Origin of the sequence: Mycobacterium sp. 1245801.1 (genome assembly GCF_001673055.1) — a bacterium.
In the GTDB taxonomy this organism is placed as follows: Bacteria; Actinomycetota; Actinomycetes; order Mycobacteriales; family Mycobacteriaceae; genus Mycobacterium; species Mycobacterium europaeum_A.
The window spans coordinates 20,387-44,950 of sequence record NZ_LZKY01000426.1; the positions used below are offsets into that span (position 1 = coordinate 20,387).

27 protein-coding genes and 1 tRNA gene are annotated in these 24,564 nt (G+C 66.6%); 16 read left to right on the forward strand and 12 right to left on the reverse strand.

Going from position 1 to position 24,564, the window contains the following annotated elements:
* Window positions 1-3: 3 nt before the first annotated feature.
* Complete coding sequence (locus A5622_RS27405; RefSeq protein WP_066882441.1) at window positions 4-1,878, forward strand: alkyl/aryl-sulfatase; 1,875 nt, start codon at window positions 4-6, stop codon at window positions 1,876-1,878.
* A 7-nt stretch (window positions 1,879-1,885) separates the two neighbouring features.
* On the opposite strand, the gene A5622_RS27410 is transcribed toward A5622_RS27405, so the two are convergent.
* Genes A5622_RS27410 through A5622_RS27435 form a run of 6 tightly spaced genes read right to left on the reverse strand, consistent with a single transcriptional unit; the run spans window position 1,886 to window position 7,341 of the window.
* Window positions 1,886-2,854 (reverse strand): NADPH:quinone oxidoreductase family protein, encoded by a 969-nt coding sequence (locus A5622_RS27410; protein ID WP_066882443.1) that lies wholly within the window; start codon window positions 2,852-2,854, stop codon window positions 1,886-1,888.
* Window positions 2,854-3,477 (reverse strand): TetR/AcrR family transcriptional regulator, encoded by a 624-nt coding sequence (locus A5622_RS27415; RefSeq protein ID WP_066882445.1) that lies wholly within the window; start codon window positions 3,475-3,477, stop codon window positions 2,854-2,856. Before A5622_RS27415 ends, A5622_RS27410 begins: the two co-directional genes overlap by 1 nt.
* On the reverse strand, window positions 3,458-4,741 hold the full coding sequence (locus A5622_RS27420; protein WP_066882447.1) for an acyl-CoA dehydrogenase family protein: 1,284 nt from the start codon (window positions 4,739-4,741) through the stop codon (window positions 3,458-3,460). The genes A5622_RS27415 and A5622_RS27420 overlap by 20 nt, the downstream gene beginning before the upstream one ends.
* Window positions 4,742-4,759: 18 nt before the next feature.
* On the reverse strand, window positions 4,760-5,524 hold the full coding sequence (locus tag A5622_RS27425) for an SDR family NAD(P)-dependent oxidoreductase (protein ID WP_066882449.1): 765 nt from the start codon (window positions 5,522-5,524) through the stop codon (window positions 4,760-4,762).
* Window position 5,525: 1 nt separating this feature from the next.
* Entirely contained in the window at window positions 5,526-6,644 is a 1,119-nt protein-coding gene (locus tag A5622_RS27430; protein WP_066882452.1) for a phosphotransferase family protein, read from the reverse strand.
* 13 nt (window positions 6,645-6,657) lie between these two features.
* A complete protein-coding gene (locus A5622_RS27435) occupies window positions 6,658-7,341 on the reverse strand; it encodes a class I SAM-dependent methyltransferase (protein ID WP_066872965.1) in 684 nt (227 codons plus the stop codon).
* Between the two features lie 76 nt (window positions 7,342-7,417).
* Here A5622_RS27435 and A5622_RS27440 point away from each other — a divergent pair, with 76 nt between their 5' ends.
* On the forward strand, window positions 7,418-8,056 hold the full coding sequence (locus A5622_RS27440) for a histidine phosphatase family protein (RefSeq protein WP_066882454.1): 639 nt from the start codon (window positions 7,418-7,420) through the stop codon (window positions 8,054-8,056).
* Window positions 8,057-8,119: 63 nt separating this feature from the next.
* Entirely contained in the window at window positions 8,120-9,166 is a 1,047-nt protein-coding gene (locus tag A5622_RS27445) for a phosphotransferase family protein (RefSeq protein ID WP_066882456.1), read from the forward strand.
* Here A5622_RS27445 and A5622_RS27450 read toward each other — a convergent pair.
* A complete protein-coding gene (locus A5622_RS27450) occupies window positions 9,163-9,513 on the reverse strand; it encodes a lipopolysaccharide assembly LapA domain-containing protein (RefSeq protein ID WP_066872956.1) in 351 nt (116 codons plus the stop codon). The two genes, A5622_RS27445 and A5622_RS27450, sit on opposite strands and share 4 nt — an antisense overlap.
* A gap of 99 nt (window positions 9,514-9,612) precedes the next feature.
* On the opposite strand from A5622_RS27450, the gene A5622_RS27455 reads away from it, so the two are divergent.
* The 5 genes from A5622_RS27455 to A5622_RS27475 are packed head-to-tail and all read left to right on the forward strand — an operon-like array spanning window position 9,613 to window position 13,677.
* Entirely contained in the window at window positions 9,613-10,560 is a 948-nt protein-coding gene (locus A5622_RS27455; RefSeq protein WP_066882458.1) for an ABC transporter substrate-binding protein, read from the forward strand.
* Between the two features lies 1 nt (window position 10,561).
* Window positions 10,562-11,674, forward strand: a complete 1,113-nt coding sequence (locus A5622_RS27460) for an ABC transporter ATP-binding protein (protein WP_066882460.1) — start codon at window positions 10,562-10,564, stop codon at window positions 11,672-11,674.
* A 3-nt stretch (window positions 11,675-11,677) separates the two neighbouring features.
* Window positions 11,678-12,364, forward strand: a complete 687-nt coding sequence (locus A5622_RS27465; protein WP_066882462.1) for an ABC transporter permease — start codon at window positions 11,678-11,680, stop codon at window positions 12,362-12,364.
* On the forward strand, window positions 12,361-13,077 hold the full coding sequence (locus tag A5622_RS27470; RefSeq protein ID WP_066872945.1) for an ABC transporter permease: 717 nt from the start codon (window positions 12,361-12,363) through the stop codon (window positions 13,075-13,077). The genes A5622_RS27465 and A5622_RS27470 overlap by 4 nt, the downstream gene beginning before the upstream one ends.
* Complete coding sequence (locus A5622_RS27475; protein ID WP_066872942.1) at window positions 13,078-13,677, forward strand: putative glycolipid-binding domain-containing protein; 600 nt, start codon at window positions 13,078-13,080, stop codon at window positions 13,675-13,677. It abuts the gene before it with no gap.
* Here A5622_RS27475 and A5622_RS27480 read toward each other — a convergent pair.
* Window positions 13,640-14,584: a prephenate dehydrogenase gene (locus A5622_RS27480; RefSeq protein ID WP_197508110.1), complete on the reverse strand. Its 945-nt coding sequence runs from the start codon at window positions 14,582-14,584 to the stop codon at window positions 13,640-13,642. The genes A5622_RS27475 and A5622_RS27480 overlap by 38 nt on opposite strands.
* 129 nt (window positions 14,585-14,713) lie before the next feature.
* Here A5622_RS27480 and A5622_RS27485 point away from each other — a divergent pair, with 129 nt between their 5' ends.
* From A5622_RS27485 to A5622_RS27510, 6 genes are all read left to right on the forward strand, one after another.
* A complete protein-coding gene (locus tag A5622_RS27485) occupies window positions 14,714-15,235 on the forward strand; it encodes a tRNA adenosine deaminase-associated protein (protein WP_066872937.1) in 522 nt (173 codons plus the stop codon).
* Window positions 15,236-15,373: 138 nt separating this feature from the next.
* Entirely contained in the window at window positions 15,374-15,832 is a 459-nt protein-coding gene (locus tag A5622_RS27490; protein ID WP_066882509.1) for a nucleoside deaminase, read from the forward strand.
* A gap of 29 nt (window positions 15,833-15,861) precedes the next feature.
* Window positions 15,862-15,951 (forward strand) — tRNA-Ser (locus A5622_RS27495).
* A 144-nt stretch (window positions 15,952-16,095) separates the two neighbouring features.
* On the forward strand, window positions 16,096-16,812 hold the full coding sequence (locus tag A5622_RS27500; protein ID WP_066882464.1) for a cutinase family protein: 717 nt from the start codon (window positions 16,096-16,098) through the stop codon (window positions 16,810-16,812).
* 78 nt (window positions 16,813-16,890) lie between these two features.
* Window positions 16,891-17,895: a glycoside hydrolase family 6 protein gene (locus A5622_RS27505; protein WP_066882466.1), complete on the forward strand. Its 1,005-nt coding sequence runs from the start codon at window positions 16,891-16,893 to the stop codon at window positions 17,893-17,895.
* Between the two features lie 99 nt (window positions 17,896-17,994).
* Window positions 17,995-18,471: a CAP domain-containing protein gene (locus tag A5622_RS27510; protein ID WP_197498215.1), complete on the forward strand. Its 477-nt coding sequence runs from the start codon at window positions 17,995-17,997 to the stop codon at window positions 18,469-18,471.
* 81 nt (window positions 18,472-18,552) lie between these two features.
* On the opposite strand, the gene A5622_RS27515 is transcribed toward A5622_RS27510, so the two are convergent.
* The 4 genes from A5622_RS27515 to A5622_RS27530 form a co-directional block, all read right to left on the reverse strand.
* Window positions 18,553-19,074, reverse strand: coding sequence for a hypothetical protein (locus A5622_RS27515; protein WP_156749067.1), 522 nt, complete (start codon window positions 19,072-19,074; stop codon window positions 18,553-18,555).
* A 24-nt stretch (window positions 19,075-19,098) separates the two neighbouring features.
* Complete coding sequence (locus tag A5622_RS27520; protein ID WP_066882468.1) at window positions 19,099-20,736, reverse strand: DUF4185 domain-containing protein; 1,638 nt, start codon at window positions 20,734-20,736, stop codon at window positions 19,099-19,101.
* A gap of 136 nt (window positions 20,737-20,872) precedes the next feature.
* A complete protein-coding gene (locus A5622_RS27525) occupies window positions 20,873-22,006 on the reverse strand; it encodes a cellulase family glycosylhydrolase (RefSeq protein WP_066882470.1) in 1,134 nt (377 codons plus the stop codon).
* 230 nt (window positions 22,007-22,236) lie between these two features.
* Window positions 22,237-22,668: a TM2 domain-containing protein gene (locus tag A5622_RS27530; RefSeq protein ID WP_066868781.1), complete on the reverse strand. Its 432-nt coding sequence runs from the start codon at window positions 22,666-22,668 to the stop codon at window positions 22,237-22,239.
* A gap of 130 nt (window positions 22,669-22,798) precedes the next feature.
* Here A5622_RS27530 and A5622_RS27535 point away from each other — a divergent pair, with 130 nt between their 5' ends.
* Window positions 22,799-23,185 (forward strand): DUF2237 family protein, encoded by a 387-nt coding sequence (locus A5622_RS27535; RefSeq protein WP_066882472.1) that lies wholly within the window; start codon window positions 22,799-22,801, stop codon window positions 23,183-23,185.
* Window positions 23,186-23,282: 97 nt separating this feature from the next.
* On the forward strand, window positions 23,283-24,554 hold the full coding sequence (locus A5622_RS27540) for a sulfotransferase (protein ID WP_066882474.1): 1,272 nt from the start codon (window positions 23,283-23,285) through the stop codon (window positions 24,552-24,554).
* The last annotated feature ends 10 nt before the right edge of the window (window positions 24,555-24,564 follow it).

Sequence of the window (24,564 nt, forward strand, 5' to 3'; positions counted from 1 at the left end):
ACCGTGGACCACAAGCCTCCCAGCGCAGTCATCGAGTCGGCCCATCGCGACCACGATCTGCCATTGCATGACCAAACGGACTTCGCCGACGCCGACCGCGGATTCATCGCCGCCCTGTCTCCGTGCGTGATCACAGCGGCCGACGGGCGGGTGGTGTGGGACAACGACGCCTACTCGTTTTTGAGTGATGCCGCCCCGACATCGGTTAATCCCAGCCTCTGGCGGCAGTCGACGCTGGCCGCCAAGCAAGGCCTCTACGAAGTGGTGCCCGGCATCTATCAGGTTCGCGGACTGGACATCTCCAACATCACCTTCGTGGAGTCCGACGGCGGCATCATCGTCATCGACCCCCTGGTGTCCACCGAGGTGGCTGCGGCCGCGCTCGCGTTGTACCGCAGCCAGCGAGGCGGTGACCGTCCCGTGGTGGCGGTGATCTACACCCACAGCCACGTCGACCATTTCGGCGGCGTACTGGGCGTCACCTCGCAGGCGGAGGTGGATTCCGGTGCGGTGACGGTGTTGGCGCCGGACGGCTTCGTCGAGCACGCGGTGTCCGAAAACGTCTATGCCGGTCCGGCGATGCTGCGACGCGCGACGTACATGTACGGCGTGACGCTGGAGCGCGGACCGCAGGGCCACGTGGGTTGCGGGCTCGGGCAGGCCACGTCCACGGGCGAGGTGTCCCTCATCGTGCCGACCGTCGACATCCGCGAGACCGGTGAGAAGCACACCATCGACGGCGTGGAGATCGAGTTCCAGATGGCGCCCGGAACCGAGGCGCCCGCCGAAATGCATTTCTATTTCCCGCGTTTCCGCGCGTTGTGCATGGCCGAGAATGCGACGCACAACCTGCACAACCTGCTGACCCTGCGGGGCGCGCTGGTGCGCGATCCGCACGCGTGGTCCGGTTACCTCACCGAAGCGATCGACACCTTCGCCGAGCGTGCCGACGTGGTCTTCGCTTCGCATCATTGGCCGACCTGGGGACGGGACAGCATCGTCGAATTCCTGTCACTGCAGCGCGACATGTACGCGTATTTGCACGACCAGACACTGCGCTTGCTGAACCAGGGCCACACCGGCGTCGAGATCGCCGAAATGTTCCAGATGCCACCGACTCTCGAGCGGGCCTGGCACACACACGGGTATTACGGATCGGTGAGCCACAACGTGAAGGCGATCTACCAGCGCTACATGGGCTGGTTCGACGGCAACCCCGGCCGGTTGTGGCCTCATCCGCCCGAAGCGCTGGCGCCGCGGTATGTCGAGGCGATGGGCGGAATCGACCGAGTGGTCGACCTCGCGCGGGATGCGTTCGCGGCCGGCGACTTCCGTTGGGCCGCGACGCTGCTGGACCACGCGGTCTTCACCGACGTCGAGCACGCCGGTGCGCGGGATCTCTACGCCGACACCCTCGAGCAGCTGGCCTACGGGGCCGAGAACGCGACCTGGCGCAACTTCTTCCTGAGCGGGGCAACGGAATTGCGCGACGGAACCTTCGGCACCGCGGGTCAGGTCACATCGCCCACCCTGCTGTCCCAACTGACGCCGGAGCAGATCTTCGACAGCCTGGCGATCCGCGTCAACGGACCGCGCAGCTGGGATCTGGACATCGCCATCGACATCGCCTTCGCCGACACCGCGGTCAACTATCGACTCACCCTGCGCAACGGGGTGCTGGTTCGGCGCAAGGCGGCGCCCGATCCCGCCACCGCCACCGTTACGGTCAAGCTGGCCAACAAGATTCGGCTGCTCGCCGTGGCGACGGGGGATTTCAGCTCACCGGGCCTGGAGCTATCCGGGAATCAGGGCGCGCTGCAGGCCCTGCTGAGTGTGCTCGACGACCCGGATCCGAATTTCAACATCGTCACGCCATGACACCGCGTCACGCGACGTCGATCACCACCTTGCCGAGCACCTTGCGGTCGGCCACATGCCGTAACGCCGCCGCGGTCTCCGAGAGCGGGAATCGCGCGCCGATGTACGGCCGCACCGTGCCGGCGGCGAACATCTGCGCCAACTCCGCCAGGTCGCGCACGGCGTCGTCGGGCCTGTCGGTCATGAAGGTCCGGATCTCCATGCCACGCACGCAGATGTCTTTCAGCAGAATGAGATTGAGCGGAATCGCCGGGATGGAGCCCGCGGCGTAGCCCAGCGTGACGAAGGTGCCGCCACGCGCGAGACCGCGCAGCGCCGGCTCCGAATACGGTCCGCCCACCGGGTCCAGCACGACGCGGGCGCTGTCCCCGGTGAGCTCACGGATGCGGGTCTTCAGGTCCTCGCGGTCATAGTCCACGGTCACCTCGGCCCCGCGGCGCCGGCACAGCTCGAGCTTCTCCGGGCTCGACGCCGCCGCCAGCACCCGAGCCCCCATCGCGACCCCCAGGTCCACCGCGGCCAGCCCCACGCCGCCGGCGGCCCCGAGCACGACCACCCAATCACCCTGCGTGACAGCGGCCGTCGAGCGCAGCGCGTGATAGGCCGTGCGGTAGGTGACGCCGAAGGCGGCGGCCGAGGCGAAGTCGGCGTCGTCGGGCATGAGCTCGGCCTGGCTCGCGTCGAGCAGCGCCTGTTCGGCGAACGCCCCGAAGGTGGTCCCGGAAACACGCTGCCCCGGACGGAACGGCGCACCCTCGCCGACGGCGATGACCTCCCCGGCGATCTCGTTGCCGGGTATGAACGGGGGCGGGATTTTGACCTGGTACTTGCCGGCGATGAACAACACGTCGGGAAAGTTGACCGCCGCGGCGCGCACCCGCACCAGCAGTTGGCCGGGAGCCGCAACGGGATCGGGCACGTCGTCGATCACCAGGTCCTCGGGCGTGCCATAGGAACGACAGATCACCGCGCGCATCAACTGACCCCCAATCCCCGTAAACAGAACCGCACCACGTGGGCGATGTCGTCGGCGCCGGGCTGCTCGACCGAACCCACGTAGCGACGCATCGTTGCCGCGGTGCAGCTGAACACCGCCTCGACATCCCGCTCGATGTCGGTACTGCCCAGCGCCGCAATGGGTTCGACGAGCAGCTCGCGAAGCGGCCGCATCATTTCCTGATCGGCCGCGCGCCAACTGGTGCCGGCCGACATCTGGCCGGCCGCCGCACGGGTCATGCTGATCAGGTGCGGGTCGGCCACCTGCGCCAGCGTGCCCTCGATCCACCGCATGACCTTGTCGCGCGGATGCGATTCCTTGGCCATCTGGTGCTCGAGATAGGACACCACGATCGCCACCCCGCGTTCCATCACCGCCAAAATCAGGTCGTCCTTGCCGGCGAAATAACGGTAGAACGCCTTGTTCGACGAGCCCGCCTCGGCGACGATGTCGCTGACGCGGGGCGGTTCGGGCGCGACGCGTTCCATGACGCGCACCGCGGCGGCCAGGATGCGTTCCACCTCCTCGGTGGCCCCGCGCTGGCGGTCGTCGAGCGCCCGCTCGACCGCCGCGGTCACGCGGTCAGAGGTCAACGAGCTCACCGTATTTGGCGCGCGCCGCAGCGCGCCGCACATCCAGCATCTCGCTGGGCCAGTCGCCTTCCTCGGCCTCGTAACCCTTGAGCAGCATTCGGGCCAGGTTCACCTTGTGCGCCTCGGTGGGCCCGTCGGCCAGGCCCAGCGCGATGCCGCCGAGCAGGACGTTGACCAAGGGCAGTTGATCGGTGAGCCCCAGCGCCCCGTGCACCTGGATCGCGCGCAGGGCAATCGATTTGAGCACCTGCGAGGCCAGGATCTTGCATGCGGCGATCTCCGCCCGGGCGGCGCGCTCGTCACCCTGGTCGATCAACCACGCCGCGTGCAGCACGGTCAGCCGGAACGGTATCAACTCGGTGTAGGAGTCGGCGACGAATTCCTGGACCAGTTGTTTGTCGGCCAGCAGGCTGCCTTGGGTGAAGCGGCTTTTCGCCCGGCGCGACATGATCTCGACGGCGCGTTGCGCCATCCCGATGGAGCGCATCGCGTGGTGCAGCCGCCCGCCGGCCAGCCGGGTCTGCAATATCAGGAAGCCCTGTCCGGGCTCTCCGAGCAACGCGTCGGACGGCACTCGCACGTCGTTGTAGTGCACCAGGGAATGGCCCGGCTCGTGCGGGTCGGCCCCGACCAGATGGTGGTTGGCCTCCAACACCAGTCCCTCGGTGCCGGCGGGGATCAGGAACGTCGACGCGCCGGTATGCACCGGTACGTCGGGGTCGGTGATCGCGACGACGATGAAAAAGGAGGCGACGGAGGCGTTGGAGGAGAAGTACTTTCGCCCGGTGATCACCCAGTCGTCGCCGTCGCGCACCGCCCGGGTGGTGAAGACCCGCGGATCGGCGCCGCCCTGCGGCTCGGTCATCGAGAAACACGAGAAGATCTCACCGGACAGCAGGCCCGCCAGGTAACGGTCCTTTTGCTCCTGGGTGCCGAAGCGGGCGATGATCTCGGCGTTGCCGGTGTCGGGCGCCTGCGTCCCGAACACGATCGGCGCCCAGGGGCTGCGGCCGAGGATCTCGTTGATCAGCGTCAGCTTGACCGCGCCGAAGCCCTGCCCTCCCAGTTCCGGCCCCAGATGCGGTGCCCACAAACCCTTGTCGCGCACCTGCTGTTTGAGCGGGTCGACGATGCGGCGCCGCTCGTCGTTCAGCGGCAGAAATTCACACCCGGGAAACAGCACCTCGAGCGGTTCCACCTCGTCGTGAACGAACCCGCGGATCCATTCGAGCTTCTCCTCGAACTCGGGCTCGGTAGAAAAGTCCCAGGGCATGGCCCAACCTCCTGCTCGCTAAGGGATCCCGCCGTCGGCCCGCAGAATTGAGCCGGTGGTGAAGCTGGACGCATCGGATGCCAGAAACAATGCGGCGCCGACGATTTCGCGGGGGTCGCCCGCGCGCTCCAAGGAAAGGTGCTGGAACGGATTCTGATGTGCCGCATCCAGATGCCAGGCCTTGCTGACATCGGTGAGGAAAGGCCCGGCCATCAGGGTGTTGACCCGCACCGCCGGTCCGAACGCCTTCGCCAACGCCTCGGTCATGGCGTTGAGCCCGGCCTTGGCCGCGGCGTAGGGGATGATGTCTGGTGTCGGCCGCAACGATCCGGCCGTGCTCACGTTGATGATCGAACCCCGACCCGCCGCCACCATGCGCTCACCGACCAACGCCGACAACCGGAACGGCCCCTTGAGGTTGAGATTGACCACGGCGTCGAACAACTTCTCGGTCACGTCGGTGAGCTTGTCGTACAGCGGCGACATGCCTGCGTTGTTGATCAGCGTGTCGACTTTGCCGAACCGCTCGTAGGTCTTCTCCACCAAGCCGTCCAACTGATCCCAGCGCCCCACGTGCACCTGATACGGCATGGCCGCACGGCCGGTCTCGGCCTCGATCTCCTTGGCGGTCGAGACGCAGTTGTCGAGGTTGCGGCTGGCGATCACCACGTCCGCGCCGCAGCGGGCCGCACCGAACGCCATCTCACGTCCCAGTCCGCGGCTGCCGCCGGTGATCAGGACTACCCGGTCAGTGAGGTCGAAAAGCTCTTCGGCATAACCCATTTCAGGACACCTTGTGAGATCGGGCCAGCTCGGCCGCGGTGGCGATGAGCTGCAGGATCATCGGGCCGAACGCGTCGGTGATCTTCGGGTCGACTCCTCCTTTTTGCGAGCCGGTCCTTACCCCGGCCGCGTAGGTCTTCTCCAGCACGATGCCCAGCTTCCAGTTGGCCAGCACCAGGTAGTAGTCGATGTTTTCGGTAGACAACCCGCTGACGGATTCGTAGTGCCCCAGTAGCTCGCTGCGCGTGGGCATCCCGCGCATGTCGAGATAAAACCCGTCCTCGCGCGGTTTCTCGCCGTCGTAGCCCAGCAGGCACCACGCCAGGTCGAGCAGCGGATCACCGACCGTGGTCATCTCCCAGTCCACGATCGCGGCCAACCGCGCCGGCTCGCCATGGGCGAACATCACGTTGGCGAACTGATAGTCGCCGTGCATGATGCCCGCCCGGTAATGCGCCGGACGGTTGCGGCGCAGCCAGTCGGAGGCCACGTCCAGGCCGGGCAGCTCGCGGACCTTGTACGCGTCGAGGAACGCCAGCCAGCGATCGACCTGCCGCTCGTGGAATCCATCCGGGCGGCCGAAGCCTTCGAGTCCTTGTTTGCGCCAATCCACTCGGCCCAGCTTGGCCGCGCCGTCGACCAATTGGAAGGCCAGGCCGCGCCGGGCCTCGAGGTCGGTGTCGAACGGCGATTGCCACCCGCCGTCCATCGGGCTCCACCCGTCGATCGCCTGCATGACGTAGAACGGCATGCCGAGCACGTCGCCGGTGTCGTCGGCGGCGATCAGCGCCGCGTGTGGGACATCGGTGCCGGACAGCGCCCGCACCAGGCGGATCTCCCGCAGCAGCCCGTCGATGCGGGCGGCGTCGGCGCGCGCGCCGGGCATCCGCAACACCATCCTCGTCCGCGCCTCCGACGGGCCGCGCTCGATCAGGTAAAGGGTGTTCTGCGAGCCGCCCTTGAGCTGGGTCAGCCGCGGTTCCTCGCCGCCACCCGGGGCGTTGTTTGCATCCAGCCAGCGGGCGAGGACGCCCGCGTCGAGTCCCGGTTCGCCCACGCGAGTCACCGTCCAACCATCGGCGCACACCCCAATCTCCGTATGGAGAATAGCATTCTCCATGGCCGTAGCCCGGTCAGTCCGGTTTGTGCGCGCTCAGCAGGAACCCTGGGGCCATGAAGTGGCCCTCGTCGTCGTGCTCCAGGTGGGCCAGTGGACCATCCGACGACCCGCCGGTGTCGTCGTTGCCGTAAACCTTCGCCGCGCGCAGGTCGTCGACGCGCCACAGCGTCGCGACCGCGTCGTGCAATTCGGATTCGGTGAAGCCGCGCGGGCCCGGCCGGTCCGAATGGGCGTCATCCAGCGCGCCGGCCGCGAAGGCCAGGATGTAGAGCGCGGCTCCCGGCGCGGCGGCCCGAAAGATGGACTGGATGTAGTCGTGGCGCCGGTGGGGCGGCAGCGCGTGGAACAGGCCGCTGTCGAGAATCGTGGCGAAGCGGCCGTCGGAACCAGGCGGATAGCCACCGAAGTCGGTGACGTCAGCCTGCGCGAAGGTCGCCGTGCTCAGTCCCCGCTCGGCGGCCGCGGCGGTGGCCGCCCGAATTGCGGTCGCGCTGGCGTCCAGGCCGACGACGGTGTAGCCGAGCGCGGCCAGGGTCAGCGAGAGCGCGGCATGCCCGCAGCCGGAGTCCAGCACCTCGCTGCGCACCTTGCCCTGATCGATGAGACGGGCCAGCTCCGGTTGGGGCCGGCCGATGCTCCACGGCGGCGGCACGGCCTGCCGGTAGGTGGCGTCCCAATCCCTGTCCGGTTCGGTCATCCGTCCTCCTCGAGATCGGCGTCGCCGGGCGCGGTGAGAAACTGGCGCTGCCCACCATCGAACGACGGGACGAAATATGCAAGTGCTTCTGGTCCGGCATGCGCTGCCGTTGCGCAGCGAACACGGCCAAGGTTCCGATCCGGACCTGTCCGAGGAGGGGCTGGCCCAGATCGAACGACTACCCAAGGCGCTCGCCAGGTTTCCCATTTCGCGGGTGGTGAGCAGCCCGCAGCGCCGGGCCATCCAGACCGCCGAGCCGGTCGCGGCGGATCGCGGGCTCAGCGTCGAGATCGACGATCGCTTCGCCGAGTACGACCGCGACCTTCCGGTGTACATCCCGGTCGAGCAGATCCGCGCGGAGATGCCGGAGGAGTGGGCGCGCCTGGCGCAGGGGCATCTGCCGAGCGCGGTCGACGAGGACGCTTTTCGGGCGCGGGTGCGCGCCGCGATCGACGACCTCGTCGCGGCCGCCGCTTCCGAAGACACGGTCGCGGTGTTCAGCCATGGCGGGGTCATCAACGTCCTGCTGCATGAAATTCTGGGTACCGCCCGCCTGCTGTCCTTCCCCGTCGACTACGCGTCGGTGACTCGGCTGTTGTTCTCCCGGTCCGGTCAAGCGACGGTGGCCGCGGTCAACACCACCGAACACGTCTGGGACCTGTTGCCGCGAAACCAGAGGTTGCTCGACGACGATGCGGGCCGTGGCAGCGCCTGAACCCCACGCCCGCAACTCGCAGGTGGTGCACCGCGTCGAGGTCGGCGGTGGTAGACAAGTTCGGTGACTTCAGCTGACCAACTCGAGGGGCTCGACCTGGCCTCGCTGGACTCCTACCTGCGTTCGCTGGGAATCGGGCGCGACGGCGAGTTGCGCGCGGACTTCATCTCCGGGGGTCGCTCGAATCTGACGTTCCGCGTCTACGACGACAGCACCAGTTGGCTGGTGCGCCGGCCGCCCCTGCACGGCCTGACCCCGTCGGCGCACGACATGGCCCGCGAGTACCGCGTCGTGGCGGCGCTGCAGGACACCCCCGTGCCGGTGGCGCGCACGATCGGGCTGTGCCAGGACGATTCGGTGCTGGGCGCTCCCTTCCAGATCGTCGAGTTCGTCGCCGGGCAGGTGGTTCGGCGCCGCGCTCAACTCGAATCGTTCAGTCACACCGTGATTGGGGGTTGCGTCGACTCGTTGATCCGGGTGCTTGTCGATCTGCACAACGTCGATCCCGACGCCGTCGGGCTGGCCGATTTCGGCAAGCCGAGTGGATATCTGGAGCGTCAGGTGCGGCGGTGGGGCTCGCAGTGGTCGCTGGTCCGGTTGCCCGAGGATCGACGCGACGCCGACGTGGAGCGGCTGCATTCCGGTCTGGGCGAAGCCATTCCGCAGCAGAGCCGGACCTCGATCGTGCATGGCGACTACCGGATCGATAACACGATCCTGGACGCCGACGACCCGACGAAGGTGCGTGCCGTCGTCGACTGGGAGCTCTCCACGCTGGGGGATCCGCTGTCCGACGCCGCCCTGATGTGCGTGTACCGCGACCCCGCCCTGGATTTGATCGTCAATGCCCAGGCCGCGTGGACGTCACCGCTGTTGCCGACGGCCGACGAACTGGCCGACCGCTATTCGCTGGTGGCCGGTACATCGCTGGCCCATTGGGAGTTCTACATGGCGCTGGCCTACTTCAAGCTCGCGATCATCGCCGCCGGCATCGACTTCCGGCGACGCATGTCGGATCAGGCCCGCGGCGCCGACTCCGATCACGCACCGGAGGTCGTGTCGCCGCTGATTTCGCGCGGTCTGGCCGAACTGGCGAAGCTGCCGGGCTAGCGTGCGGCGGCCGCGTGCTGCCGTTTGGCCGCGCGGCGCAACTGCAGGATCCGTGCGGTGCCGACCGCAACGGTGATCAGCCCGCCGACCACGGCCGCCAGCAAGATCGCCACGCCCTTGGGCTGGCTCCAGTGCCAGCCCAAGAACTGGAAGTCTGTCGGTGTCGTGTTCTGGGTGATGAAGATCAGCAGCAGGATCAGGATCACAAAGCCGGCGATCAGCGAGGACCACAGTGCCCCGGCGCGGGTGAACCCGATAGCCGGTTCTCTGGCGGGTGCGCCGGTCTTGGCCGCAGGATCGGGCTTGGGGGGCGGCTGCCCGGGCGAGGCAGGGATGTGGCTGCTCATACTGCCATCTTTGCCCTATCCGACGCAGAATGAAACCGATTCACCGCCACCAATTCCGCAGGCCAGCGTCCGCGCGGTTCGGGCATTAGGGTCGGCGGTATGACGACGCTGCCGCACCCGCAAGGCACGATCATGCGCGCGGCAGCCCTGCTGATGGCGATGTGCGTTGTTGCGGCGTGCAGCAATTCCGATCCGTTGGGAGCGCAGGTTCGAAGCCCCAACTCCATAGTCATCGGCTCCGGAGACTTTCCGGAATCGCAGATCATCGCCGAGATTTACGCACAGGCCTTGCAGGCCAACGGGTTTGAGGTGGGCACGCGGATGGGTATCGGCAGCCGGGAGACGTATATCCCTGCGCTCAAAGACCATTCCATCGACCTGGTACCGGAGTACATCGGCAATCTGCTGCTGTATTTCGCCCCGCAGTCCAAGGCCACCATGTTGGGTGCCGTCGAGGTGGAGCTGCACCAGCGCTTGCCCGGTGACCTGTCGATCCTGGCGCCCGCGCCGGCCACCGACACCGATACCGTCAGCGTCACCGCGCAGACGGCGAACTCCTGGAGTCTGAAGACCATCGCCGATTTGGCCCCTCACTCACCGGACGTGCGATTCGGTGCCCCCTCGGCATTCGCGACCCGCCCCGCCGGGCTGCCGGGACTGCGGCAGAAGTATGGGCTCGACATCAAACCTGGCAACTTCGTCGCCATCGACGACGGCGGGGGCGCGGTCACCGTGCGCGCATTGGTCGGGGGAAGGGTCAACGCCGCCAACGTCTTCACCACGTCCCCGGCCATCCCGCAGAACCACCTGGTGGCCCTCGATGACCCCGAACACAACTTCATGGCCGGAAACATTGTGCCGCTGGTCAATTCGCAGAAGAAATCAGATCATCTCAGGGACGTGCTGAACGCTGTGTCGAGGAAGCTGACCACCGCCGGTGTCGCCGGACTCAACGCGGCGGTGTCGGGGAACTCGGGCATCGATCCGGATCAGGCCGCGCGAAACTGGATACGGGACAACGGCTTCAACCATCCGATCGGAGGATGACTTGATCGTCTTCGACAAAGTCACCAAGGCCTTCGCCGACGGAACCACCGCCGTGCACCAGCTCAGCCTGAGCGTCCCGAACGGGGAGCTGACCGTGTTCGTCGGGTCGTCGGGCAGCGGCAAGACCACGGCGCTGCGCATGATCAATCGGATGATCGAGCCCACTTCGGGCGTCATCACGATCGACGGGGTCGACGTGTCCACCCGCGACCCGGTGAAACTGCGCCTCGGGATCGGGTATGTGATCCAGCACGCCGGGCTGATGCCGCACCAGCGGGTAATCGACAATGTGGCAACGGTTCCCGTCTTACGGGGCCAGGGCCGCCGGGCCGCCCGCAGAGCCGCCTACGAGGTGCTCGAGCGGGTCGGGCTGGACGCCAAACTCGCGACCCGCTACCCCGCGCAACTCTCCGGCGGCGAGCAACAACGGGTCGGCGTGGCGCGCGCACTGGCCGCCGACCCGCCCATCCTGTTGATGGACGAGCCGTTCTCCGCCGTCGACCCGGTGGTTCGCCACGACCTGCAAAACGAAATACTGCGCCTGCAAGCCGAATTGCACAAGACGATCGTCTTCGTCACGCATGACATCGATGAGGCACTGCGGCTCGGCGATCGCGTGGCGGTGTTCAAGGGCGGTTCGTTGCAACAGTTCGACCAGCCCGCCGAGTTGCTGTCGCGGCCGGCCAACGATTTCGTGTCGAGGTTCATCGGCCTGGGCCGCGGCTACCGATGGTTACAACTCCTCGACGCGGCGGGACTGCCGCTGCACGATGTCGAGCGGGTCGCGGCCGAAAAGGCCACGCAGACAGAGCCTTCCGGCGGGTGGGCCGTGGTGGTCGATTCGGGCGGTGTGCCCATCGGCTGGATCGACGGCGCCGGAGTGCGTCGGCACCGCGACGGCATGCCGTTGACGGACAGCATGAGCGGGCTCGGATCGCTGTTTCGGCCGCGGGGCAACCTGAGCCACGCGCTGGATGCGGCGCTGTCGTCGCCGTCGGGCATCGGGGTCGCCGTGGATGACGACGGCAAGGTCATCGGCGGGGTGCTGGCCGACGACGTGCTGGCCGCGGTCCAGGCCCAGCGCCTGGGCTCGGCGGAACCTCGAGGGACCTAGCCGATGCACTATCTGCTCAGCCATCTCGACGACGCCTGGGGGCTGACCGTCGTGCATTTGCGGCTGTCGTTGGTGCCGGTGCTGATCGGGCTGGCGATCGCCCTGCCGCTGGGAATGTTGGTGCAGCGCACCCGAATCGCCCGCCGGCTGACGACCGCGGTCGCCAGCGTCGTGTTCACCATCCCGTCGCTGGCGCTGTTCGTGGTGCTTCCGATGCTCATCGGGACCCGCATCCTCGACGAGGCCAATGTGCTAGTGGCGTTGACGGCCTACACCGCGGCGCTGCTGGTGCGCGCCGTGCTCGAGGCGCTGGACGCGGTGCCCGCCCAGGTGCGCGACGCCGCCACTGCCGTCGGGTATTCGCCGGTCACACGGATGCTCAAAGTTGAACTGCCGCTTTCGGTTCCGGTGCTCGTCGCCGGACTGCGGGTGGTGGTGGTCACCAACATCGCGATGGTCTCCGTGGGTTCGGTCATCGGCATCGGTGGGCTGGGCAGCTGGTTCACCCAGGGCTACCAAACCGACAAGAGCGATCAGATCCTGGCCGGCATCATCGCGCTGTTCGTGTTGGCGGTGGTCATCGACGTGCTCATCGTCGTGGCCGGCCGGCTGGCAACACCGTGGGCGCAAGCCACGCGGCGTACCGGTCGCCGCGCGGTCGTCGCGCCCGTGGTCGGTGGTGCGCGGTGAACTTCGTCGCTCGGGCGATCTCCTACGTGTTGACCGCCGACAACTGGACCGGCCCCGTCGGGCTCGCCGCCCGCATCCTCGAACACCTCGAGTACACCGCGCTGGCGGTGGCCGCCTCTGCGTTGATCGCGATTCCCGTCGGCATGATCATCGGGCACACCGGGCGGGGCACCCTGCTGGTGGTCGGCGCCGTCAACGGCTTGCGCTCCCTGCCGACGCTGGGCGTGCTGCTGTTCGGCACGCTGGTCTTCGGGCTGGGTCTGGGACCGTCGCTGGTGGCGCTGATGCTGCTGGGTGTGCCGGCGCTGCTGGCCGGTACCTATGCCGGGATCGCCAATGTCGAGCCCACGGTCGTCGATGCCGCCCGGGCGATGGGCATGACCGAGGCCCAGGTGCTGCTGCGCGTCGAGGTGCCGAATGCGTTGCCGTTGATCCTGGGTGGCCTGCGCAACGCCACGCTGCAGGTGGTGGCGACCGCGACCGTGGCGGCCTACGCCAGCCTCGGTGGACTGGGCAGATACCTGATCGACGGAATCAAGGAACGTGAGTTTCATCTCGCCCTGGTTGGGGCGCTGATGGTGGCCGCGCTGGCGCTGGTGCTCGACGGTCTGCTGGCGTTGGCGGTGTGGATTTCGGTGCCGGGCACCGGGCGGCTGCGGCGAACATACCGGGCACTTCCGCATCGCTTGGCGGGCACGTCTTACGGTAGATGAGTGAACGCAGCCCCCTCTGATCCGTCTCGCCGCGTGTGGCAGGCGATGCTCACCTGGCGCGCACAGGATGCTCCCCGCATGGAATCGGTACGAGTCCAGGTGTCCGGCAACAGAATCAAGGCCAATGGCCGCATCATTGCCGCCGCCACCGAAACCACCCCGGCGTTCGGCGCCTATTACGACCTGCTGACCGATGAGACCGGCGCCACCAAGCGGCTCGGCATGACCGTCACCCTGGCCGAGCGGGAGCGGGTCTTCTCGCTTGCCCGCGACGAGGAGAACATGTGGCTGGTCACCGACCACCAGGGCGAGCGTCGGGCGGCCTACAACGGTGCGCTCGATGTCGACGTGGAGTTCAGCCCGTTCTTCAACGCGCTGCCCATCCGGCGGCTCGGGTTATACGAGCGGCCGGCCTCGGTGACGCTGCCTGTGGTCTACGTGAACCTGCCGGAGATGTCCATCACGGCGGACACCGTGAGCTATAGCAACACCGGCGGCCCGGCCGAGATCAAACTGCGCTCGCCGATCTCCGACACCACGGTCAGCGTCGATGACGAGGGATTCATCGTCGACTATCCAGGCTTGGCAGAGCGGATCTGATCACCCCACCGGCCCGGCCCGCGGCGGCCAATTCCTGACGCCAGTTCTCCGCGCCGACGACGACGTGAAAGATGTCGCTGCGCGGGAAGCTGTCGTAGCGGATGCGCGCGGCATGGCCGGATTCGGTGAGGTCGGCGACCGAATTGTGCGCGGCCAGCGATTCGCGGGCGCGGCACAGCAGCTCGAGGAGGCGGTCGACGGTGGGCACCAGCTGGTCGGAGTTGCCCTCGCACATCGCCCGGACCAGGTCCGGGGCGGTCGCCGCGACCCGGGTCCCGTCGCGGAACGAGCCGGCGGCCAACGCGAAAGCCAACGGCACGTCTCCGGCCACCACCGCCAGCGCCTCGGCGAGCAGGTGGGGCAGATGCGAGATGGCCGCCGCGGCGGCATCGTGCTCGTCGGATCGGGCCGGCACCACGACGGCGCCGCAGTCGAGCGCCAACGTCATCACCGTCGACCAGACCGCCGGGTCGACGTGGTCGTCGACGCTGACGACCCACGGAGCCCCGGTGAACAACCCGGCATACCCGGCCGTCCACCCCGAATGCGCGGTGCCCGCCATCGGATGGCCCCCCACGAAGCGTTCCTGCAGCCCCGCCGCGACGACCTGATCGAGCACCGCCTGCTTGACGCTGGTGACATCGGTCAGCGGGCAGTGCGGGGCCGTCTCCTTGACGTGGGCGAGCATGCCCGCCATCGCCGGCATCGGCACGGCCAGCACGATCAGCGCCCCGGTGTCGGCGGCGCGAGACAGCGTCGCGGTCAGGTCGGTGGTGGCATCGAAGCCGTCGGCGGTCGCGGCCTGGGCGCCCTCGACCGAGCGGTTATAGCCGAACACGTCACGGCCGGCCGCGGTGGCGGCCCGCATTATCGAGCCGCCGATCAGCCCCAGCCCGAGCACACACACCGGTGTCTTTGAAGGAGGGCGTGCCACATTCCAAGGTTGGCACATCCGGTCGGGGGCGGTGCCGCCAGATGTCGAGGCGACCCGCCGCCATCTGGTCAGGGGCCTGGTCAGGGACTACCGTAAGCGGCCATGGGAGCACAACGGGCCTCTGCCCAGGGCCTGTCCGCGGACACGCCGGACGGTTTCGGCGTCGCGGTGGTGCGTGAAGAGGGCCAGTGGCGCTGCGCCCCGATGGCCCGTAAGTCGCTCACAAGCCTGTCGGCCGCCGAGACGGAGTTGCGTGAATTGCGCAGTTCCGGGGCGGTCTTCGGCCTGCTGGACGTCGACGACGAATTCTTCGTCATCGTGCGGCCGGCGCCGTCGGGGACGCGGTTGTTGCTCTCGGATGCCACCGCCGCGCTCGATTACGACATCGCCGCGGAAGTGCTCGACAAGCTGGACGCCGACCTCGATCCGGAGGACCTGGAGGACTCGGATCCATTCGAAGAGGGCGACTTAGGGTTGTTGTCCGACATCGGGCTTCCCGAGGCGGTCCTGGGCGTCATCGTCGACGAGACCGATCTGTACGCCGACGAGCAGCTGGGCCGCATCGCCCGCGAGATGGGCTTCGCCGACCAGCTGTCGGCGGTGATCGACCGCCTCGGTCGGTGATCGCAAGCGCGGCCGTGGCGATCGCAAGCGCGGCGGAGCCGGGCGCAGCGGATCGTCACCGCTGATGGAGCCGGGCGCAGCGGATCGTCACCGCTGATGGAGCCGGGCGCGGCGGGTCGCCGCCATCAGGACCGGTCGGTGAGATCTGACGAAGACCTGATCCGGTCCGCGCTGTCGGTTGCCGCGACGGCGGGTCCTCGTGACGTGCCCATCGGTGCGGTGGTGGTCGGCGCCGACGGAACCGAGTTGGCCCGCGCGGTGAACGCCCGCGAGGCCCTGGGCGACCCGACGGCGCACGCCGAGATCCTGGCGCTGCGCGCGGCCGCCGAGGTGCTCGGCGACGGGTGGCGGCTGGAGGGCGCCACGCTGGCGGTCACCGTCGAACCGTGCACCATGTGCGCGGGTGCGCTGGTGCTGTCGCGCATCGCCCGCCTGGTGTTCGGGGCCTGGGAGCCCAAGACGGGGGCGGTCGGATCGTTGTGGGATGTCGTCCGCGACCGGCGGCTCAATCACCGCCCCGAAGTGCGCGGTGGTGTGCTGGCGCAGGAGTGTGCCGCGCCACTGGAGGCCTTCTTCGCCCGCCAGCGATTGGGGTGACGGGCCCGCCGTTGGGTAAGCTGCTCGGCGGTGGCGTGTCCGAGCGGCCTAAGGAGCACGCCTCGAAAGCGTGTGACGGCTAAAACCGTCCGAGGGTTCAAATCCCTCCGCCACCGCCAAGACTGCACGGACGTAAGCGGTTGCCAGATTTGCTGGAACCGGCTGATCGTTCCATGAGCGAATTCTGCGCGCCGTCCCCGGCTCACGCCGGTCGGCGGCAGATGGCCGCGGTTTAAAAATCACAATTTTGGGCAAACAGCGGCATGAGCGCACGTCAAGGCCCTTGTCTTGTTGCTTCAGCGGTAGCCGCGGCGTCGGGCGCCGCCGCTTCGGCCCTCGTGACCGCCATCCCCGCCGCAACCGCCCGTCCGTGCCCGGATGTGCAGGTCGTGTTCGCCCGCGGCACCGACGATCCGCCCGGCCTCGGTCCGACCGGGCAGGCATTCGTCGACTCGCTGCAGCCGCGCGTCGGCGCAAAATCGTTCGACGTCTACGCGGTCGATTACCCCGCCACGCATGACTGGACAAACGCGGGTGAGGCCGGCGTCAGAGACGCTGCCGCACACGTCGTGTCGATGGCGCACGACTGCCCCACCACCAAGATGGTGCTCGGCGGTTACTCCCAAGGGGCGGCCGTGATGGGCTTCGTCACCTCGCCCGTCGTACCTGATGGGATCGATCCCGCGAGCGTCCCCAAACCGCTGGATCCGGAAATCGCCAACCACGTCTCCTCGGTCGTGCTCTTCGCCTTGCCCAACGAGAAGGCGATGAACTTCTTCGGTGAGCCGCCGGTTGCCATCGGCCCGCTCTATCAGGCCAAGACCATCCAGGTGTGCGCCGCCGAGGACCCCATCTGTTCCGACGGGATGAATTTCGCCGCGCATGACACGTATTCGACCAACGCCGCGGTGATCGACAAGGGCGCGGCCTTCGCGGCCGGCCTGCTTGCCGGCGGTCCCGGCGGGCGCGGCTCGATGTAAGCGGGTCGCCGTAACCGTCCTCAGTAGACCGAACCGTCGATTGGCGCTCGATGCTTGCGAGCCACTAATTTTCCTCAGGTGAACTTGTCAGCTGCAGGTGCAGCCGCACGGTGGATCGTCCCCTTAATTACGGTTGCGGCCGTCGCCGGCATGGGCCTGGTTGCGGCCCCCGTGCAGGTCCGTCCCGCCCCGCCGGTGCGGCTGGCCGCCGACGGCGACCCGCTGGCCGGGGCGCCGTTCTACGTCAACCCGACATCGGCGGCCATGCGCGCCTCGCAGAGCGCCGATCCGCCGAGTCCCGAGCTGACCGCCATCGCCAACTCGCCGCAGGCGTACTGGATCGTCCCGGGCGGATCGGCGGCAACGGTCGGGAAGTATGTCGGCGACGCGAATGCGGCCGGCGCCATTCCGGTGCTGGCGATTTATGGCATCCCGCACCGCGACTGTGGCAGTTTCGCCGCCGGCGGCATGGGCTCGGCCGACGCCTACCGCTCGTGGATCGACGGCATCGCATCCGGTGTGGGGGCTTCGCGAGTGGCGATCGTCGTCGAACCCGATGCGCTGGCCATGGCCGACTGCCTGTCCGGTGATGCGCGCCAGGAACGCTTCGACCTGATCCGCTACGCCGTCGACACTTTCACCCGCGATCCGAACGCGGCCGTGTACGTCGACGCGGGTCACTTGCGTTGGCACAGCGCCGACGACATGGCCGCCCGGCTCAATCAGGCCGGCGTCGGCCACGCGCGGGGTTTCAGCATCAACACCGCGAACTTCTTCACCACCGAGGACGAAATCGGTTATGGCGAGGCCATTTCGGGCCTCACGAATGGCTCGCACTACGTGATCGACACGTCGCGCAACGGTGCGGGACCGGCCCCGGACTCCGACCTCAACTGGTGCAACCCCAGCGGCCGAGCACTGGGCACTCCGCCGACCGCCAGCACCGCGGGCGCACACGCAGACGCCTACCTGTGGATCAAGCGCCCCGGCGAATCGGACGGAACATGCGGCAAGGGTGATCCGCCGGCCGGCAACTTCGTGAATCAATACGCAATCGAGCTGGCCCGCAACGCCGGTCACTGAGCGCCGCGAATCGATTTGCGATTCGTGATCGTTCTTGGTTGAAAATGGGTAACATTTAGATACCAAAAACAGCAAAGCGAGCGCGCGACAAGAGGCATCATGGCCAGCAAAGTCGAGATCATCGCCGTCTTCGCGATCTGTACTGCCTTCATCACGGCTCCCGGCGCCCTGTCCGGATTCGTCGCGCACGCCGACGATTCGGGGACCGCGCTGTACAGCGGTATCAACCAGCTTCGCCCGGGATGCCCGCCGATCAGCGACGACCCGCGCTTGACCGAAGCCGCCCAGCGCCATGCCGATGACATGTTGCGCAACGGCGTCAGCGGCCACATCGGGTCGGACGGCTCATCACCGCAGGCGCGAATCACCGCTGCGGGTTATCGGAGCAGGTACTCGGGTGAAATCGTCTTCTGGGGAACCGGATCCGCCGCGACCCCGAAGGAAGCGCTCGACATGTGGATGCAGAGTCCACCGCACCGAGACATCATTTTGAACTGCGCGTATAACGCGGGCGGCTTCGCCACCGCCTGGGACGGCAACAAGATGACCGCCGTCGGGGATTTCGCGGCGTCGTAAAACCTTGGACCAAGCTTTTTTCAAGTCGTAACTTCTGTCGCTATGCCCGGCGACTGTGTTGCCGCCACGCTCGAGCGGTACTCACACGTGGGGCAGCCACCCAGATCCCTTCGGCGACAGCACGAAGCCACGGCCTTGCGGGTCCTTGCACGCGGTCGTGCCTGAGTTGTCGACCCCGCAGATGATGCCGTTCACCGTGATGGAATGGCCCGGAGGCAGCGTTTTGACTGGCTGTCCGTCGATCACGCGTGATGGTTCACCCTCATTCGTCTGCTTCAGCCCAGTGGTGGTTCCGATCCAATTGACTCCGGTGATTCCCGCGTCGGGATTTGAAGGCGCGGGAGGGATCCCGGGCAGGTTGTTGCCAGTGCACTGTGCTTGGTCGGGCATGTAGTTGCAGACGACCCCATCGGGAGTGAGGAAATACACCGTGGGCAGGGGCGGCCGGCCAGGGTTGGAAACGTCGATCGTGTAGTCGCGGACGTTCACTGGTGCGTCTGCGCTCAGATCGGGAAATCGAGGTGGGTCGGCGTGCGCCGTGCAGGCAACTAACAACGTAGCTCCGGCGAGTGTCGTGACGCCGACCAGTTTGTTGATGGCCATATGCATCCAATCGGTTCAGGCGGGTCAGTGATAGGGGCTAAGTTGAAACTCTCGAGTGTTATACGGAGTACCGAACGGCACGCCGTTCGCATCCTTAAGCGTATTCCATTGACTTCCAAATAATTTCAAATCTTCGAGCGTTGATCCGGGCAGGATATATCCACCGTACGGTTGTGGGATGAACTTCGGGCCTCCTGGGTCGCCATTCTGCGCAACGAGGGTTGTGGGCACGTTCGCACTAAACATTTCGGTCGGGTTGGCTCCTACCCGCACTTCAATACTTCCCTTATGCGCGTCTACGTTAAAGCCAGACAAGACGGGCTTCCCGCCGATTTCTCGAAAGCTCAGCTCCCCGTAACGGTTCGGGGTTACCTGTACGGCCTGCTGTCCGGGCTTTCCCCAGTCGTTCCCGTTCCACGGCTGCCAGGTTGAACGATCGAACACGTTGCCGGGATCCGCGCGGTACATGGTGATGCCTCGGCTGCGGTCGAAGGAATCGGCGGCGATGTAGACCTTGCCGTCAGTACCCTTATAGCCGCTGACCTGTGTGGGCGCTTCGCCCGCGCCCCGAAACGACCCCGGCACCATGGCCCACCCCTTACCGGGGTCACCATTAACCTCGACCAGCCACGAAGCCACGGGTTTCAAGTCACCCTGAGTGCCCGTCACCATCATGTAGGTTTTGTCGCCGAGCGTGATCGTCCCAGCTGGCAGGGTGTCGGTAACCCCCTTCGCTTCCGTTGGGATGGGAAATAGCTCGCGACCGCTACCTTCTGCTCCCGTCAATGGCGCCCCGAAATGCGGGCGTCCATCGGCATCGAAGGTCACTGGAACGGCGACAGATCGATAGTGCTCGCCCTCACCGACCTTATTGCCGGAGAACGAATCACCAAAGATAGCGAGGTACTTCCCGGGCTGCCCGGGTACCTCGACGACTTCCCCCAAGTCGGCCGCCCCAATTCCTGGGATGCCGGGAATGCCGCCGGTGCCGGCGATCGGACCGAGATCTCTTACCTCACCGGGTTTCAGTGGGCTTTCGATCCAACCGTCTACGGCTTTCGGGATGTCGTAACCGTCGGCATGCAGAGCGCTCATCGATTTCCGTAAGGTGTCCGAGTAGGCGTTGCGAATTGAATTCATCTGCTTGACGGCTTCGCGGACGTCGTCCGCGGCCTGGGCGTGCGCAGCGTCCCTCAGCTTCTCTAATTTGTCGCGTTCCGACGCGGAGAGTTCGAATGTCAGGTCATGATTTATCGCGTGGATGAGTCTGTCGAGTCCCCGCAGCTCGCTGTCCAGCAGGGCGATCTCTTGAGCCCCTTGCTTTTGCGCATCGGCCAACGCGGCGGCGATGGATTCCAGATCGGCGCCGATCTTCGGTAGTCGCTCAGACTGTGCACCAAGGGATTTGGTGACTCGTTGGACTTCGTCGGAGTCATTGATCGGGTGACCACCGTCCTGGTGGTTCCAAGCGGCGGCAAAGCGTTTCCGCGCGTCTTCGAAGGCGTGGTCGGCTTCGGCGGTGTGCCGACCGGCACCGTGAAAGGCCTCCGCCAAACGGTCGATCTGAAACGGGCTGCCGGCCTGCAGGCTCTGATTGATCGCCCATGGATCGCCGCCGCCCGCCGCGATCAGTTCTGCTTCGGTGAAATTTTCCCACGTCATGACGCCGCCAGTAGCCGACCAACACCGACGACCATCGCCGCCCCCTTCTGAGCAGGTATAACCCTACTACCGGACGGACTGTGGCGGGCGAGCGTTGATCGGCTTCAGCGAAGGGTTACCCCGGCCGCAACCCTGATCAGGTCTGGCTACCGGCCAGCTTTCGCACCGTCAGCGCTTCGATGTCTTGAAACGGGCGGCCCTCGGGCCGGATCAGGTCGTGGAACCACACCTTGGGGACCGAGGTGTAGGGGTGATCCCATGAGTCCCAGGGGAAGTAGGTTTGGGTCTTGCCGGCCACCAGGCCCCAGTTGATGGCGCCCACGTTGTGGCGCTTGGCAACCGGCAGGATCGATTCGACGGTGCTGCCCTGGGGGCGCGCCATGTACTCCGTGCACAGAATCGGCCGGCCCAGCGGGGTGAGTTCGTTGATCCGATTTTCGAACCCCGAAGGCCCGGCGTAGGAGTGGAAGGTGATCACGTCGGCGTTGGCAAGCTGGATGTCGCTGATCGCGCTACGCCCCTGAGCTTGCCCCCAATCCCCCTGCCACACACCGCTTGTCAACGGCTGACTGGGATCCACCGCCCGGGCCCACCGAAACACCTGGGGCAGCAGATTGGTGACCAGTTGCTCCTTGTCGCTTCTTTCGACGCTGCGGTACTGGCGCGCGGGATTGTCGGGCTCGTTCCACAGGTCCCAGCCCAAAATCCGGTTGTCGTTGCGGAATTGGGTCATGACCGCGGTGACGTAGTCGCGCATGACCGGGACGTAGCGAGGGTCGCCGAGTCGTTCGGCGCCCGGGCTCTGCGCCCACCCCGAGTTGTGCACGCCGGGCCTGGGCGCGCGCTGGCGCCCCGCGCGTGGATGCGGATCCCAACAGGAATCGAAGAACACGAACAGCGGTTTGATGCGGTGGCGCGCGGCGATGTCGACGAATTGCCCTAGGCGCGTTTGGAAGCCACGCTGGTCGGCGGCCCACAGCTGATCATGAAGGAACACCCGCGCGGTGTTGTGGCCGTAGAACTGGGCCCAGCCGAGTTCGGTGTCGATGCGCCGCGGATCGAAGGTATCGGGCTGGAACATCTCGAGCTGGTTGATGGCGTTCGCCGGAATGTAGTTCGCTCCGACGAGCCAGCCCTGCGCTTGATACCAACGGCTCGCGCGCTCGGGTGACCACCGGCCCGCTTCCTCCGCGGAGGCCCGAGGTGCCCGAGCAACGGCGGCGCCCGCCGCCAGTAACAGAGGGAGTTTCAGGGCCGTACGTCGTTCCACGATGTGACGATAAGTTTTCGGGACGATTTCCCCGGGATTTGCTCAGCGCGTCGCGACAGGTTCGTTGTCGGCACCGTCGCACGGCCAAGTTCGCCCGCGATCGTGACCAATCCGTGACCACTACCACCGGCGCGCCCTGGATCGTGGCGAAGTCGTCCAGGTTAAAATCTGGGCCCAACGCAAGCCAAAAGTGTTGGCGGACAGTTGAAAACGTTGTCCAACTCAGGCGCCTAACGCAGCTTGCGACCGTACTTGTCTTTGACGCTGCCCGTGAAGATCATGATCGCGTCGACGATGGCCCAGACGGTGACGCCGAGCAGGACCGGAAATCCGAGAAAACAAAAGAGGCTGAAGAGAACCCCGAACAGCCCCAGGCACAGCTGCGCGACCGCGATCTGCGTCGAGTCGATATAGAAGCGGCCGATACCGAACACGCCGAAGAACAGCTGAAGTAAGCCGGCGGTGGTCGCAGACTTGTCGGACAGCGCCAGCCCGGTCACCGGATCGCGGCCGTACGGCGCCTGGGGGTCGCCGTATCCGGGATAGCCGGGATACCCCGGGAAGCCGGGGTAGGGCTGCGGGGGCGGATATCCCTGCGGAGGCTGCCATCCCCAGGGTGGCTCACCGGGCGGATTTCCGGGTTGGTTGGGCGGCGTCGACATCGATTCGAGTTAACACGCCCGATGCCCGGGCGTCCACACGGGCACCCGATGGGTCCGTCACGCGAAAACCCGACGAAGCAGTCGGCAGATTTTCTTCAAACTTCACCCTCGAGAGCGCAATACTGAACGGGTGCCAGATCGAAACGTGCTTGGCGGCCCGCTGGAACCGTGCGGCACGGACCCGCTGACCGGTTTTTATCGCGACGGCTGTTGCAAGACCGGTCCACAGGATCTCGGGCGGCACACGATCTGTGCGGTGATGACCGCCGAATTCCTCGAGCACCAGCGCTCGATCGGCAATGACCTGTTGACGCCGGTGCCCGAGTACAGGTTCCCCGGTCTGCTGCCCGGCGACCGTTGGTGCGTGACCGCGCTGAACTGGCTGCGCGCCCACCACGACGGTTGTGCCGCCCCGGTGGTGTTGGCCGCGACGCACGAGAGCACCCTCGAGGTGGTGCCCCTGGAGGCGCTGCAAGAACACAAGGTCGACGTCCCCGACGATCTGGCCAACCTCTAGCGCCGGCCGGGCGCGGCGAGGTGGATGCACGACGGATCTGCGCCGCGGCTAGCGTCTGTGTCGTCTTTCTCACCTGATGCGTCGGAGAGGGGTTGCGGTGGGTTCCGCGGTTGACGACATCGACTTCGACGACCTGACGGCGCCCCGACTGACCGACGTGCAGCGCCAGATCCTGGAATTCACCGAAGCCAAGCCCGTCGATCTGGACATCGATCGGATGCTCGCCGAGGCCATCGAGCAGACCGGCCTGCCGGCCGGAACCGCCGACCTCGACGACACCGACGGCTTCGCCGACCGGCTGCGGGCGCACGTCGGGGCCATCGAAGCCGACGACGCGCTGCGCCAGCTCACCCGCGGATCGCTGCGCCAACGTGTCGTGCGCCTGCTCCGCAACCGGATATCGCTCACCGAACTCATCCGGCGCTATCCCGAAATAGAATCTATCCCGATCGAAAAACCGTTCATCGTCGTCGGGATGCCGCGTTCGGGCACCACCCATCTGGTGAATCTCATTGCCTCCGACCCGCGCCGGCGCGCGCTGCCGTATTGGGAGAGCCAGGATCCCATTCCCGCACTGGGGCAGGGCCCCGACATCTTCGGCGTCGATCCCCGCTATGCCCGCGCGAAAGCGGAACATGATGCGCTGATGGCGAGTGCACCCGTGGTGGCCGCGATGCATGACCGTTTTCCCGAGGCGATCGAGGAGGAAGTGGAGCTTCTCGACCTGGACATGGCCTCGTACGTGCTGGAATGGCATGCGCGCGTGCCCGATTGGCGCGACTATTACTTGGGCCTCGACCAAACTCGGCACTACGCGTACATGAAGAAGGTGCTGCAGGCGCTGACCTTCCTGCGCGGTCCACGGACATGGGTGCTTAAGAGTCCGCAGCACTGCGAGCAGCTCGGCCCGTTGATGGCGACGTTTCCCGACGCGACGGTAGCCTTCACGCACCGCGACCCCGCCGCGGTGATCCAGTCGGCGATCACCATGATGGCGTACTCGGATCGGTTGCGCCGCAGCAGCATTGATCCGCAGTGGCTGCTGGACTATTGGACTGACCGCGTGTATCGACTCCTCAGCGCATGCGTGCGCGACCGCCATCTGGTGGCGCCCGAACGCAGCATCGACATCAACTTCCACCAGCTGGGCGGCAACGAGACGCCGGTGCTCGAAAAGCTGTACCAGCGTGCCGGCGTGGAGCTGCCGCCCAAGGTACGCGAACGGTTCCAGCGCTACCTGGACGGTAATCCACGGGGAAAACACGGCCGCATCCACTATGAACTGCAGCGGCACTTCGGCACCTCCGCCGACGAACTGCGCAGCCGTTTCGGCTTCTACCTCGATAAGTTCGACGTCCGTCCCGAATAAAAGGAGTCAC

Bases quoted from the DNA above. Each gene is read 5' to 3' on its own strand.
- A5622_RS27410 (WP_066882443.1), bottom strand. From the start codon at position 2,854: ATGCGCGCGGTGATCTGTCGTTCCTATGGCACGCCCGAGGACCTGGTG.
- A5622_RS27420 (WP_066882447.1), bottom strand. From the start codon at position 4,741: ATGCCCTGGGACTTTTCTACCGAGCCCGAGTTCGAGGAGAAGCTCGAA.
- A5622_RS27425 (WP_066882449.1), bottom strand. From the start codon at position 5,524: ATGGGTTATGCCGAAGAGCTTTTCGACCTCACTGACCGGGTAGTCCTG.
- A5622_RS27430 (WP_066882452.1), bottom strand. From the start codon at position 6,644: ATGGAGAATGCTATTCTCCATACGGAGATTGGGGTGTGCGCCGATGGT.
- A5622_RS27435 (WP_066872965.1), bottom strand. From the start codon at position 7,341: ATGACCGAACCGGACAGGGATTGGGACGCCACCTACCGGCAGGCCGTG.
- A5622_RS27440 (WP_066882454.1), top strand. From the start codon at position 7,418: ATGCAAGTGCTTCTGGTCCGGCATGCGCTGCCGTTGCGCAGCGAACAC.
- A5622_RS27450 (WP_066872956.1), bottom strand. From the start codon at position 9,513: ATGAGCAGCCACATCCCTGCCTCGCCCGGGCAGCCGCCCCCCAAGCCC.
- A5622_RS27455 (WP_066882458.1), top strand. From the start codon at position 9,613: ATGACGACGCTGCCGCACCCGCAAGGCACGATCATGCGCGCGGCAGCC.
- A5622_RS27465 (WP_066882462.1), top strand. From the start codon at position 11,678: ATGCACTATCTGCTCAGCCATCTCGACGACGCCTGGGGGCTGACCGTC.
- A5622_RS27485 (WP_066872937.1), top strand. From the start codon at position 14,714: ATGGGAGCACAACGGGCCTCTGCCCAGGGCCTGTCCGCGGACACGCCG.
- A5622_RS27500 (WP_066882464.1), top strand. From the start codon at position 16,096: ATGAGCGCACGTCAAGGCCCTTGTCTTGTTGCTTCAGCGGTAGCCGCG.
- A5622_RS27510 (WP_197498215.1), top strand. From the start codon at position 17,995: ATGGCCAGCAAAGTCGAGATCATCGCCGTCTTCGCGATCTGTACTGCC.
- A5622_RS27515 (WP_156749067.1), bottom strand. From the start codon at position 19,074: ATGGCCATCAACAAACTGGTCGGCGTCACGACACTCGCCGGAGCTACG.
- A5622_RS27520 (WP_066882468.1), bottom strand. From the start codon at position 20,736: ATGACGTGGGAAAATTTCACCGAAGCAGAACTGATCGCGGCGGGCGGC.
- A5622_RS27530 (WP_066868781.1), bottom strand. From the start codon at position 22,668: ATGTCGACGCCGCCCAACCAACCCGGAAATCCGCCCGGTGAGCCACCC.